This is a genomic window from Staphylococcus sp. HMSC065D05, from assembly GCF_001813195.1.
In the GTDB taxonomy this organism is placed as follows: Bacteria; Bacillota; Bacilli; order Staphylococcales; family Staphylococcaceae; genus Staphylococcus; species Staphylococcus epidermidis.
In genome coordinates this window covers 204331-219330 of the sequence record NZ_KV811730.1, presented here as the reverse complement: position 1 = coordinate 219330, position 15000 = coordinate 204331, and the positions used below count along the sequence as shown (strand labels likewise).

General features: G+C 32.4%; 6 protein-coding genes and 1 pseudogene. All 7 read left to right on the top strand.

Annotation, left to right across the window (positions count from 1 at the left end):
* Window positions 1–305: 305 nt before the first annotated feature.
* The 7 genes and pseudogenes from HMPREF2897_RS02590 (at window position 306) to lip (ending at window position 14835) form a co-directional block, all read left to right on the top strand.
* Window positions 306–554 (top strand): hypothetical protein, encoded by a 249-nt coding sequence (locus HMPREF2897_RS02590; RefSeq protein WP_002458092.1) that lies wholly within the window; start codon window positions 306–308, stop codon window positions 552–554.
* A 562-nt stretch (window positions 555–1116) separates the two neighbouring features.
* Window positions 1117–2535, top strand: coding sequence for an MDR family MFS transporter (locus tag HMPREF2897_RS02585; RefSeq protein WP_002475429.1), 1419 nt, complete (start codon window positions 1117–1119; stop codon window positions 2533–2535).
* Between the two features lie 38 nt (window positions 2536–2573).
* Window positions 2574–2780 (top strand): annotated as a pseudogene (locus tag HMPREF2897_RS13105) (single-stranded DNA-binding protein).
* Between the two features lie 265 nt (window positions 2781–3045).
* Complete coding sequence (locus HMPREF2897_RS02580) at window positions 3046–4287, top strand: MDR family MFS transporter (RefSeq protein ID WP_070592614.1); 1242 nt, start codon at window positions 3046–3048, stop codon at window positions 4285–4287.
* A gap of 197 nt (window positions 4288–4484) precedes the next feature.
* A complete protein-coding gene (ausA, locus tag HMPREF2897_RS02575) occupies window positions 4485–11648 on the top strand; it encodes an aureusimine non-ribosomal peptide synthetase AusA (protein ID WP_070592613.1) in 7164 nt (2387 codons plus the stop codon).
* 9 nt (window positions 11649–11657) lie between these two features.
* Window positions 11658–12281 carry an aureusimine biosynthesis 4'-phosphopantetheinyl transferase AusB gene (gene ausB, locus HMPREF2897_RS02570; protein ID WP_002475407.1) on the top strand — a complete coding sequence of 208 codons (624 nt, stop codon included), beginning with the start codon at window positions 11658–11660 and terminating at the stop codon, window positions 12279–12281.
* A gap of 370 nt (window positions 12282–12651) precedes the next feature.
* Window positions 12652–14835, top strand: coding sequence for a YSIRK-targeted triacylglycerol lipase (lip, locus tag HMPREF2897_RS02565; RefSeq protein WP_002475412.1), 2184 nt, complete (start codon window positions 12652–12654; stop codon window positions 14833–14835).
* The last annotated feature ends 165 nt before the right edge of the window (window positions 14836–15000 follow it).

Sequence of the window (15000 nt, the reverse complement as noted above, 5' to 3'; positions counted from 1 at the left end):
CCATCATTTATTCATCTCACATCTTTAAATTTTTGTTGATAAAAAAAGCAACTTAATCATTATAACGCTAATGGTAAGGTGGGTAAATAAACTGATATGATGTTATTAAAAATGAAAAAGAAAATCTTAATATATTTTATTTTTAAAAAGATAATGTAATTATTTATACTGTTAAAGATATGAAAATGGCATGGTATTTCATTAAAAATATAATAACTAAACTTTGGAATCAATGACCAATAACCATAAGTACGTTATCCTTACATAGAAGGTTATTAATGAATTCGAATGGAGGATAATACGTTATGATGGATTTTTTACATTACATACCGCCAGTCATTATATACGCTGTTTTGCTTGCTATTCATTACTTTTTATCGCGTACGGGAAATAAAATATTAGGCCTTATTGTGCCTGTTGGTGTGATTGCAAGTCTTATATATATGTATCAAGCCGATATTATACATATGAAACTGATTGGCGTTATGATTATAGGTATTGTGGCTCTATTATTCTTGGCAGAGGAATGGCAGAGAGCACAAAAGGATAAATAAAGGAAGTTAGTCATCCCTCAAGATGATTATGACATAGCAGTTGTTGAGAAATTTTCAGGTTTTATATCATATAAATAAAGTTGAATATCATGAACAACAACGAGAGGATTAAGTTTAACGAAAAGCGTTTTGTTATTAAGTAGTGTTGTGTAAATGATGACGCTAGTAAGTTGGGAATTGAAAAGGAATGTAGATATATAAAATAGTAATATATGATTAATATCCGAGACATCATCAAACGTCTCGGGTATTTTTATGTATTCACATATGAGGATAGAACTAAAATGTGATTATAACAAGGTTTAACTCAATCTATTGAAAAGCGTAGTTCATCGTATTCGATACGAATTTTATTTTACTTCTGTTAATTTTTAATCATTTTATACAGTTAAGTACTTATATAAGACTTCTAGGATATATTTCACAATGTAGTAATAATTCTTGTTAATGTGCAAGTAAGACTACCATTCATGTTATACCCACCAACTTGTTTCTTTAATAGTCTTCTACACAATCTTAAGTTTGGTGTCTGCAACTTCATTTTTGAAAGGAGTACCATTCGATGTCTAATATTTCAATGACTACCTCAAAACGTAACGCTATCGTTACGGTAATGCTTATTAGTGCTTTTGTGTCAATGCTCAACCAAACTATTTTAAACACAGCACTTCCAGCAATTATTAAAGGACTGAACATCACAGAAACAACAGCGCAATGGTTAATTACTGGATTTATGCTTGTTAACGGTATTATGATTCCTCTTACTGCCTTTTTAATGGATAAATATTCGACACGTCATTTATATATTTTCTCAATGGCTATTTTTCTTATAGGATCTATTGTAGCGGCATTTTCACCTACGTTTACAATTTTAATGATATCTCGTATTATCCAAGCGATTGGTGCCGGCATTCTTTTGCCTTTGATGCAGTTTACAGTATTTACACTGTTTCCTGCTGAACAACGTGGGTTTGCGATGGGATTGGCAGGTGTGGTTGTACAAAGTGCGCCTGCAATTGGTCCAACGTTAACTGGATTATTCGTAGATTTATTTAGTTGGAGAATGCCTTTTTATCTTGTTTCAGCAATTGCTGCTGTGGCTTTTATTTTAGGATTTTTCTTTGTTGAAAATAATACAAAAACAAAAGACATTGTTCTTGATAAAATTTCTGTAGTTTATTCTACTTTCGGCTTTGGTTTAATATTATTCGCATTTAGTAGCGTGAGTACATTTGGTATCACCTCTCTACCTGTCATTGTGACATTTGTACTTGGTATAGCCATTATCATAATTTTTACAACGCGTCAGCTTAAATTAAAACATCCATTGTTAAATATGCGTGTGTTTAAAAATAAAGTGTTCACACTTTCAGCTGTTTCTTCAATGCTAGTATATATTACAATGGTAAGTCCTGCGTTACTCATACCTATTTATATTCAAACAGGTTTAGGTCAATCCGCATTATTATCGGGGGTTGTCGTACTTCCAGGCGCGGTCATTAATGGCTTAACGATGGTTTATACAGGAAAAATTTTTGATAAACATGGTATTAAAGTGCTTGTGATACCTGGTTTTATCTTACTCATTAGTATGACATTTTTATATTCGTTCCTTACTACAGGAACGCCATACTGGTTTGTGATTCTCGTTTATACTATACGGATGATCGCATTAGGATTATTAGTGATGCCTCTTAATACAGTTGGACTGAATGCACTTGAATCAGATGATGTCTCACATGGTACAGCAATTATGAATTCTTTACGCATCATTGCAGGTGCTATGGGTACAGCGATTAGTGTGACAATTTTATCAATAGTGGCAAAACAGTATACAGCTTCACACGCGACAATGTCAAAAATGAAATTAACACAAGAAGCAACCGTACATGGTATAGATGTTGCATTTATTTTTACTACAGTATTAATTATTGTTGGATTTATCTTAGCGTTATTCATAAAAGAAGAAAAAAATCATTAATTATTCAAAAAACTGTATAAGAGAGACTGAATTATGGGATGAACCTGGGACACAAATTGATGTTCCAGGTTTTTTATAATGTAAAGACAGCGGTGAACTTCTGGGCATTAACAGAGTGTATTTCAATAGACAAAGCAATTTGGGTATCGACGCTTAGAGAGTGAGACAATGAAGACATTATGAATATATGTCTTATTATTCAGCTTTTTAGTGGAAATTCAAACGGACTAACGGTTGTTAAATAAAAAATGAATTCCATCATAATTTCTAAATTCAAGCCCCCATCCACCACTTAAATATACCGATGAAATATTTTTATTTAAAATGAAATCGATTAATGAGAAATTGAAACAATTTTTTAATCAATTTACTTAATATGAAACTTGCATTTAAATATAAGAAAGACTATATATAGTATATATGATGTAAAATTAAATTGTTCTTAATTCTTTTTCAGAACAATCCATTTGATTTAAAAGTTTATATTCTAACATAGAGAGAAGGATGAATTTGAAACAATTGAGTTTGACTTTAAAGATACGACTGATATGTGATTTCTTCCAAAATATGATCGTTACAGCATTTTTACCATTTATGGCATTGTATTTAACAGATATGGTCAATCAACATTTTTCAGGACTCTTTTTATTCGCGCTAGTCATGATAAATTTTCCCATATCAATAATATCAGGTCATATTATTGAACGATTACCTAAAAAGACATTGACACTAAGTTATCAATTGATATTAAGTTTAATGCTCGTAATTATGGCGATTACAATCTCGGAACAAGTATATATGATCATTTTATTTTGTATCGCTTACGCAATATTTAGTATCACAATAGGCATGCAGCAACCTATTATGGACACGATTATTATGGATGCGATTACGCCTGAAGTTGAGCAATATATTTATAAGGTAAGTTATTGGCTGACGAATATTGCTGTAGCCTTTGGTGCGCTCATAGGTGGATTGATGTATGGGGCACATAAATCTATGTTGTTTTTAATCGCATTTGCTATTTACATTATGGTTTTTATAGCACTTTTCATATGGTTGCCTAAAGATTTAAATCAAGTGAATCAGTCGTACACACATCATGCTAATGAGCAACAATTCTCCGTGGGTCAAATATTAAAAAGTTATAAACCAGTATTTAAAGATACAACATATCTACTTCTAATTATAGGATTTAGTATTTTAACGATGGGTGAGTTATCTGTATCATCATACATTTCAGTGCGTTTAAAACAAGAGTTTGATCCGATGATATTGTTTTCGTTACATATCGATGGCGTTAAAATGTATTCACTTCTATTAATGACGAATACAATCATTGTTATCATTTTTACCTATTTTATTTCAAAAATTGTTATGAAAATGGATGTTAAAACAGCATTATTGATTGGAATTATTTTTTATGTCATTGGATATTCGAACCTCACTTATCTTAATGATTTTACGTTACTTATCATATTTATGATTATAGCGACGATAGGTGAAATGGTATATTCTCCAATTCTTGAAGAAAATCGTTTTAAAATGGTTCCTTCTCATAAGAGAGGGACATATTCAGCAGTGCATGCTTTAGGATTTAACCTAGCTGAATTACTTGCAAGATTTGGAATTATATTAGGTGTGTTTTTAACTTCAATGGAGATGGGGATTTATATGTTTGTTTTATTACTGCTAGGTGGCATGTCACTTTACATTGCAGTGAGTCGTTTTAATAATGCAAATTCACAATAATTTTTTAAATTAGAAATGTATAATTCGTACCAAATTGCTCGTAATTTTAAAAAAACTATATTTATTAAGATTTTGTTAATTTTCATATTCCTAATTGTTTTCTATAGTGAGAGTATACTAATATAAATCATGGCTAGAAAATATGATGTATGTTGTTTATGAGTTATTTTGGGAATGAATATGAAAGAAGGACTCTAATGAATATTGAAGCACTATATTTTCAAAAGTATTTTTATTTTAAACATTTAAATCAATCAAGTTCAGAACACAGGGTGACATATTGGGTAAAGTTAAGTCGCGACATTGAGTTACATAGATTAATGTATGCATTATTAGATGTCGTTCAAAATCAACCTGTGTTGCGCACACAGTTTGTGACAGATGATTTTAATCAACTCAAGATAAATTTAAGAGATTTTTTTCCATTTATTGAAATTCAAGAAGTTAATGAAATGTCGCAAAGCATAGATTTAGAAGCATTCTTTACACGTAATTTAAATTCCTACCATTTCAATCAATTACCTCTGTTTAATTTTAAGATTTATCAATTTCTAGATGAAGCCTATCTACTTTTAGATTTCCACGCTACTATTTTTAATGAAAGTCAATTAACTCCATTTTTGCAACAATTAAATATCGCTTATACCCACTCTTTAAAAAGTGAATATAGTATCTCGGATTTTTATAATTGGATCAAAGAAATGAACCAAAAGATGGATCAAAATCAAGCTGAATGTCCATTAAAGCACTTCAACGTATTGAATGCAGACGGTGATAATTACGCTTACATACCTGTTAAGAATACATGTGAAAAGAAAAAAATGTGTTCTTTGCATACAGAACTACCATCTTTAGACATTGATGTGTGGATTGTAAGTATTTACTTAGCGCATCATTTTATAAGTCAGTCTTCTGATGTGACGTTAGGCATCCATTTTTCGATAGATAATAAAAATACTGAGAATATGATGGTTTTAAACACAGACATTGCCCCACTTAATTTAAGTGTTAGTCAAAGTGACGCCGTAAAAGATATGGTGGATGAGTGTTCCGCACTACTTGAAGAGCTTCAAATGTGTGGTACGTCTTTTGTTGTTCAACCTAAAGCAGTACAAACAGATGTAGAAACGATGATTCATATTGAAAAAGTACAAGAACAATTTGAGCTTAATCATATATGTCATCATATACATCGTCTATACAATGAAGCATCATCATTAGCGGATTTAGAGTTTTATCCTCACGTACAGGGTGGTTTTGAGATAGTTTATAATGACAATGTTTATGATGATTTAACTGTACATACGTTAGTCAAATTAATTAATGGGATTTATATGCAAATTACACAAAATCCATCATTATTAATTAAAGATATAAAACTCAGTGATCGATCAGATTTAGCTAAATATAACAACATCAATTTTCAAAACAATGACATCAATTATAGTGAGGTCACTTATAAAAGCGTGGTTGAAAGATTCGAACGTCAAGTGCACCAACATCCAGATAGTATTGCGTTGCAATATGAACAACAATCGATGACATATCATCAATTAAATCAATGTGCGAATCTTTTAGCATATAAATTGCGTTTAAATAATCAGATTGAACCTAATGATATGGTGGCGTTAATAGCAGAACGCAGCTTAGAGATGATTATTGGAATGTTAGGCATCTTGAAAGCTGGTGCAGGTTATATACCAATTGATCCAGATTATCCTGAAGAAAGAATAAATTATATTATTGAGGACGCAAAACCTAAAGCGGTTTTAACATATCGTACATCATTTCAATCAGATTTACCTCAAATGGATATAGAATTTATAGTTGGTTCAAGAGAACAAGAGATTGATAACCCTAGAGGCATTAATTGTTCAGAAGATATCGCTTATGTCATCTATACATCAGGAACGACTGGTAAACCTAAAGGGACACTGGTGCCACATAGAGGTATTAATCGCTTAGTACACAATCCAAATTATGTCGAATTGAATGAAAATACAGCCGTCTTATTATCAGGAACAGTAGCTTTTGATGCAGCAACCTTTGAAATATATGGTCCATTATTGAATGGTGGACGGTTAGTCATTACATCTAAAGATACATTGTTAAATCCTCAATTGTTAGATCAAGCTATTACTGAAAATAAAGTCAACACGATGTGGTTAACGTCATCTTTATTTAATCAAATTGCCAGCGAACGTATCGAAGCATTAGAATCTTTAACTTATTTGTTTATCGGTGGGGAAGTGTTAAATGCTAAGTGGGTTCACTTATTAAATTCACGTGAGTGTCATCCTCAAATAATCAATGGTTATGGACCGACAGAGAATACAACATTTACTACAACTTTTGCGATTCCACAAGAGATGCCTTCACGTATACCTATTGGTTTACCTATTAGTGGAACGACAGTTTATGTCATGCAAGGTGAACGTATTTGTGGTGTAGGTGTTCCAGGTGAATTGTGCATTGGTGGTGCAGGTTTAGCAAAAGGTTATTTAAATCAACCTAAACTTACTGCTGAACGTTTTATTCAGTCACCTTTTAATAATGAAATGCTTTATCGTAGCGGTGATTTAGTTCGTCTTCAAGAAGATGGCAATATTGATTATATTAGTCGTATCGATAAGCAAGTTAAAATACGTGGATTTAGAATAGAATTATCAGAAATTGAAAAAGCATTAGAAGCTATACGTGATATTAATAAAGCTGTAGTCATCGTTCGGGAACAAGACCAAGATAAACAAATAGTGGCATATTATGAAGCATCGCAATTAAAATCAACAGGTCAATTAAAAGATATTTTAAGTGGAACATTACCTGAATATATGATACCTGTGCATTTTATGAAGGTGGATCGTATACCCATCACGATGAATGGGAAATTAGATGTGCGTGCATTACCTGAAATTAATCTAAAGAATAATAGAAATTATGTAGAACCTCGTAACGATATTGAACGCACTGTTTGCCGTATTTTCGAAGAGATTTTACATATTGATCAGGTAGGTATTAAAGATAATTTCTTTGAACTAGGTGGACACTCTCTTAGAGCAACATTAGTTGTAAACCGTATTGAAGAAAGGTTGAAAAAACGTCTTAAAGTAGGTGATTTAATGAAATCTCCTACTGTAGAGCAACTAGGACAACAAATTGAAGAACTGCAAAATGATGTCTATGATGTGATTCCCAAAGCAAATGAATCGTATCAATATGATTTAAGTGCGTCTCAAAAAAGTATGTATCTATTATGGAAGGTCAATCCTAAAGACACAGTGTATAACATTCCATTCTTATGGAGATTATCTTCTGAACTCAATGTTATGCAATTGCAACGTGCATTATCTAAGTTAATTGAACGTCATGAAATATTACGAACACAATATGTAATTGATGACAATGAAGTTAAACAACGTATTGCAACACACGTTTTACCTGATTTTGAAGAGGTAACGACATCTCTAACGAACGAGCAAGATATTATTCAATCATTTATGGAACCGTTTGATTTAGAACAACCAAGTCAGATGCGAGTTAAATATATACATGGACCACAACAAGATTATTTATTTATGGATACTCATCATAGTATTAATGATGGTATGAGTAACACGATTTTACTATCTGATATGAACGCTTTATATCAAGATAAATCATTACCTGAACTTAAGCTTCAGTATAAAGATTATAGTGAGTGGATGGTGCATAGAGATTTATCTAAACAACGTCACTTTTGGTTACAACAATTTGAAAATCAGGTTCCAATATTAAACATGCCTACGGATTATCCTAGACCAAGTATTAAAACAACCAACGGTAATATGTTGTCGTTTCATTACAATCATCAAATCAAACAGCAATTGAAATCTTATGTAGAACAACATCAAGTGACAGACTTTATGTTCTTTGCTAGTGCAATCATGGTATTATTGCACAAATATACACGTCAGGACGATATCGCTATTGGTAGTGTAATCAGTGCGCGTACGCATCGCGATACTGAAAATATGTTAGGTATGTTTGCTAATACACTTGTATATCGTGGTCGACCACATGATCAAAAGACATGGGATCAATTGATGGCTGAGATGAAAGAGATGTGTCTAGGGGCATATGAACATCAAGAATATCCTTTTGAAAGCTTAGTCAATGATCTTGTTGATGAAAGAGATGCTTCACATAATCCGTTATTTGATGTGATGCTCGTACTTCAAAATAATGAAACAAATCATGCGAATTTTGGACATAGTCAACTGACACATATCCCACCTCAGTCAACAACAGCTAAATTTGATATGTCATTTATTATTGAAGAAGATCAAGATGGCTATGTCGTTAATATTGAATATAATACAGATTTATATAAACAAGAAACCATTCATCATATTGCTGAACAACTTCAAATGATTATTAAACATGTAATATCTACCGAAAACCTAAAAATTCAAGATATTGATGAAAATGATGACTTATTAATTTGGTTGGACAAGTATGTGAATGATTGTTCTTTAGACTTGCCAAAAAATAAGTCAATACAGCAACTTTTACATGATGTCATGAAAGCGAAAGCAGATGATGTAGCACTTAAAATGAATGGACAATCGATGACGTATCAAGAACTTGATGATTATTCTAATAGTATAGCTCAAACATTGATACATAATGGCATTCAAAAAGGGGAACGTGTAGCCCTTTTAACTGAACGAAGTTTTGAAATGGTTGCTAGTATGATTGCTGTATTAAAAGTTGGAGGTTCTTATGTACCTATTGACGTCACTTATCCCGATAAGCGCATTGAATTTATTATTAAAGACGCTGAAGTCGCAGCAGTTCTCACATATGGAAAAACAATATCCTCACATATACCAGTAATTAAAATCGAAGATATTGATAACACTGAAAATAATAAAAGTTTAAATATAGAATATGCAGGGAATTTGGAAGATGATTTGTATCATATTTATACATCTGGAACAACAGGAAAGCCTAAAGCAGTATCAGTGAAACAACGTAATATATTAAATTTAGTGTGTGCTTGGACAAAAAGACTCAATTTATCCGATGATGAAGTCTATCTGCAGTACGCTAATTATGTGTTCGATGCTTCGGCAACTGATTTCTACTGTAGTTTATTAAATGGATATCCACTTGTCATTGCAACATCAGTTGAGCGGACCAATACAGATTTATTAGAAAAGTTAATTTCACAAGAAAATATCACCATCGCATCTATTCCACTACAGGTATATAATGTGATGCATCATTTTTACATTCCTAAAGTAATTACAGGAGGTGCGACAAGTACGCCAGCATTTGTGCAGCATATCTCTAAGCATTGTGATATGTATGTTAATGCCTATGGTCCTTCTGAAAATACGGTTATCGCATCTTGTTGGATATACAAAAAAGGTGACGCCATACCATCGACTATTCCGATTGGGAAACCGTTAGCTAATGTTGATATTTTTATTATGTCAGGCGGTAAACTATGTGGCGTTGGTATTCCAGGTGAATTATGTATTGCAGGAGAAAGTTTAACTTCAGGATATTTAAACAGACCCGAACTATCGGCGGAAAAATTTATTGAAAACCCGTTTGGTCCAGGACAACTTTATCGAAGTGGTGATTTAGCACGATTGATGCCAGATGGGCAAATTGAATTTCTTGGTAGAATAGACAAGCAAGTTAAAGTACATGGCTATCGCATTGAACTAGGTGAAATTGAAAATATCATTAATTCAGTGGATACTGTGACAGATAGCGTTGTTATTTTAGCTAAACAAAGTGAGCATGAAGTGCTGCATGCTTATTATGTTGGAAGTCAAGAAGACGAAAATCATATTTCACAACATTTAAATCAATATTTGCCTAAATACATGATTCCTAATACATTAACAGCTATTAGCGAAATACCATTAACAGGAAATGATAAGGTGGATGAGTCAAAATTACCTGTACCTAATGTACACAAAAATAAATTTGTTGCACCACGTAATAATATCGAACGAGAAATAGCACAAATCGTTAGCGGAGTGTTGGACGTATCATCTATGAGTATAGATGATGACTTCTTTGAAATGGGTGGTACATCACTAGATGCAATGGTGGTAGTATCAAAACTAAAATCAAATGGCATACACATTACAATGCAAGATGTATATCAATTTAAAACTGTTCGTTATATAGCTAATCACACAAAAACACGCCAAGCACTACCAGAAGTAGTATTACCAGATCATCTACCACAATTACAATCATTAGTTGAACGACGATATCAACTAAAACCACAACACCTAGCGCAATCTTCTTTAGGTCATGTATTGCTAACTGGTGCAACGGGGTTCCTAGGCGCATATTTAATTGATGAAATGCAAGATAATGCTGATCAAATTACATGTATTGTCAGAGGTCATGATATCAATCAAGCTAAGACTAACTTGGAAAATAATTTAAATTGTTATTTTGATATGGCTCATGTGGATAAATTAATGAAGCATATTGATATTGTTTTAGCTGATTTATCAGAACTTGATCATCTCATTATCGATTCAGCCATTGATACAATTATTCATGCCGGAGCACGTACAGATCACTTTGGTGATGATGAAACATTTTTTGATGTCAATGTAAGAAGTACACAAGCATTAATTGATTTAGCTAAGGATAAAAAAGCGAAATTAATCTATATATCAACGATAAGTGTAGGTACGGTGTTTAAAGCACATCAAGACGATATTTCATTTTCTGAAAAAGATTTATATAAAGGCCAGTTATTTACATCACCATACACTAAAAGTAAGTTTTATAGCGAGATGAAAGTGTTAGAAGCGGTTAATGAAGGTCTAGCAGCTCAGATTATAAGATTAGGAAATCTGACAAGTGCTTCTACCGGACCATTAAATATGAAAAATTTAACAACTAATCGTTTTAGTATTGTCATGCATGATTTATTAAAAATGCCGTTTATAGGAGAAAGTATATCGAAAGCTAAAGTTGAATTTTCATTTATAGATGTCACAGCGCGCCATATTATTAAATTGGCAAGATCCAATGCAATACCTATTATTTATCATGTATACGCACCACGTTCAATAACTATGAAACAAGTAAGTGACAATGCCAAAGGGTCAGAAATGACTGTAGTAAGTGATAGTGAGTTTGAACAGAAATTACATGAATTAGGTATGCATGAATTGATTGGTCTTAATAGTAATGGAGATAATCAAATTTCAGGTGTGACAGATTCAAATATGACTCAAACAGTAATGAAAGAATTACAAGGTGAATGGCCACATCTTTCTTGCCAATGGTTGCAACAATGGTACCACTTATTGTTTGAAAAATTTGATGCCAACTAGAGGTGAATCATGTATTTGTATGTGACTAAGATGACAGAAACTTTAGAGGAAGTAGAATTGCTTTTGAATAGAAGTTCTCGTCAGTTGAAAAAGCCAGAACGAATGCACTATAAATTTTTAAAGGATCGACTTATGCACCAATTAGGTGATGTATTGATTCAGTATGCTATTGAACAATGTGCTGGATTAACTCCTAAAGAATGGAGGTATCACATCACAACTATGGGTAAAGTTGAGATACGAAGTTCTTGTCATATATACGTGAGTCTTTCGTATAGTTATCCTTATCTCGTTTGTATAATAGATAATCAGCCTATTGGCATTGATATCGAAGAAATGAAAGACTTAGATTATAAATATTTGGCGAAGAATTTTACAACAAATGAATTTAACCAAGTGACTACACTTAAAGATTTTTATGAAATTTGGACTAAGAAAGAAAGTTATACAAAACTCATTGGTGAGGGATTAGTGAATGGTTTAGACCGCTATGATGTGACACAAAATTTAAGATTTTTAAAAAAACATGTCCAATTTACCTCAGTGGATTATTTTAAAAGGCTCATTCAAATATGTCATATGAGTAAACATAGTTTAAACTTTGAAGTGGTGCCGCTCACACAATTATTATAATGGTGTAAATTTACAAAAGGCGCTTAAGCGATATGAAAATCGTTTGAGTGTCTTTTTAAACTTTAAAGGTTGTTCGATTGACTAATTGCTATCCAGATAATGCATATGTGTGTATTTAAAAGTTTAAATTTAAGTACATATTTTATTGTTGTTTATATAGTTGTAAAAAGAAATTAATAATAGATTAATATTCATTGTGTAAAATTGGTGTTGTTCTCATAAATTGTTAAATCATTCAGCTAAGAGAGAGGAGTTTATTGATGAAGGCCTGGATTCAAAGAATTTTAGAAATTATCCCGCGCGAAATTATTAATCTTTTCATTTAAGTCACGGTTATAAATGATATAAAAAAGATAGAGGTGCTTTAAACATGAAAAATAAAAAGAATTCATATAGCATTCGAAAGTTAAGTGTTGGTGCGTCTTCAATCATTGTTGCATCGATGTTATTTATTGGCGGAGGCTCAGTACATGCTGCTGAATCCAATCATCTTGAAAATCAAGAACAATCAGAAGTAAGTGCATCACATTCTATTGAGCTGCAACACAAAGATCAAGAAATTCAACAACCTGAGAATAAAGATAATAAAAATTACCATTCAGAAACAATTGATAAAAATCCAACAATACATAACAATGACTACTCATATCATGAGACACCTAGTACTGACGTTAAATCTAATGAAGGCAAACAAATTGATAGTCAATCCAATCAACCTCAGACATCCATGACAAAGAATGACCAACAAAATCCTAAAAAGATTGGGGAACATGCAACGAATGGCATAAATGCAAAAAAAGAAGAAACTAGAAAGAATGAAAATGCAAAAAGCCTAGTAAAACCCCAACAAGATGATAAAACAACATCTGAACAAACAAAAATGAAAGAATCACGTGAACAGGAGATTACAAACAAGCAAAAGCAGTTACAAAGTAAAGATGTAAAAAATGCTCAACAGGAAAATCAAAATATAGAACAAGAAAAATCTCAAGAAAAAATTAACCTCCAACAATCGAGCATCGAAAAGGTTCAAAAATCTTCAAGAATAGATGGAAAATTAGATCATCAATACAATAAAGATGCAACGCAATCGAATGAGGATACTGCATCTGAGAATGTTTCAGAGCAACATATAACAGCAAAAGATGAAGGTGTTACTCGAAATAATCGTGGAGATGAACGTTTAAATCAAGAAAAGTCAACAACATCAGATAAAGAACTTAAAGTGGATGACATAGACAAAGATCTTTCCACAAAAGAATCTCCTGAAAATGAAAAAGATGATTCTAGAAAAGGGATCAAGGCACTCACTAAAAATTCTCAGGCAACAACAAGAAATACTGCGACAACAGAGGCATCCAAAGAATTGAAGGATCAAACAAATAAAGTAGCATCACAAAAAGAATATAAAAATCACGATCCTATTATTCTTGTACATGGATTTAATGGTTATGCATCAGGAACTGGTCCCATTACAGGAAAAGGTAACTATTGGGGTGGTGACCGTCTCAAAATTATTCAAGATTATAGAGCTAAAGGTTATAATGTGATGGAAGCAAGTGTAAGTGCATTTGGCAGTAATTATGATAGAGCTGTAGAATTGTACTATTACATTAAAGGTGGACGTGTAGACTATGGTGCGGCACATGCTGCAAAATATGGACACGAGCGTTACGGAAAAACATACGCCGGTGCTTATAAGGATTGGAAGCCTGGTCAAAAAATTCATCTCATTGGCCATAGTATGGGTGGTCAAACAATTCGTTATCTTGAAGAGTTATTACGTCATGGTAGTCCAGAAGAGGTAGAATACCAAAAACAACATGGTGGTGACATTTCTCCGTTATATAAAGGTGGGCAAGATAATATGATATCGTCTATTACTACTATTGCCACACCACATAATGGCACTCATGCTGCAGATTTATTAGGTAATGAAGAAATCATTAGACAAGTAGCATATGACTATGCAAGGTCAAAAGGTAATAAATTATCTCATGTTGATGTTGGTTTAAGTCAATGGGGACTTAAACAAAGAGAAGACGAAACATTAGTTCAATATATTCAACGTGTGAAACAAAGTAAATTATGGACAACAAAAGATAATGGATTCTATGATTTAACTACTGAGGGTACAGATATCTTAAATCAAAAAACATCTTTAAACCCCAATATTGTTTACAAAACATATCAGGGTGAATCTACAAGACCAGGTCCAAATGGTACTCAAAAAGCAGATGTCAATATGAACATAGGCTATACATTAACTGCAAATACGATTGGTAAAGTAAAAGACAAAGCGTGGAGAGAAAACGATGGACTTGTGTCTGTCATCTCTGGGCAATATCCATTGAACCAAGCGCATACGTCTGCGACAGATCAAGTTCAAAAAGGAGTATGGCAAGTGACACCAGTTAAACATAATTGGGACCATGGTGACTTTGTTGGTACAGATACATCAGAAGTTCGTATCTCTAAAGAAGAATTAGAAGATTTCTGGGACAACATGTTTGAAGATATGGTACGTAATGAAAAAGTGACAGATAAACAATAATTAAATAAAGAAAAATCAAAGGCACCTTATCCGGTCGATAGAAATTGTGAGCGGATAGGGTGTTTTATTTATATATGTATTTCTAGAATCAATGATTATATTTAAATTGCTATGATTAGTGAAGTTATTGATATAGATAATTTAAGCAATATGATGATATTTATT

What these genes read in the sequence shown, in the direction of transcription:
- HMPREF2897_RS02590 (WP_002458092.1), top strand. Translation starts at nt 306, where the DNA reads ATGATGGATTTTTTACATTACATACCGCCAGTCATTATATACGCTGTT.
- HMPREF2897_RS02585 (WP_002475429.1), top strand. Translation starts at nt 1,117, where the DNA reads ATGTCTAATATTTCAATGACTACCTCAAAACGTAACGCTATCGTTACG.
- ausA (WP_070592613.1), top strand. Translation starts at nt 4,485, where the DNA reads ATGAATATTGAAGCACTATATTTTCAAAAGTATTTTTATTTTAAACAT.
- ausB (WP_002475407.1), top strand. Translation starts at nt 11,658, where the DNA reads ATGTATTTGTATGTGACTAAGATGACAGAAACTTTAGAGGAAGTAGAA.
- lip (WP_002475412.1), top strand. Translation starts at nt 12,652, where the DNA reads ATGAAAAATAAAAAGAATTCATATAGCATTCGAAAGTTAAGTGTTGGT.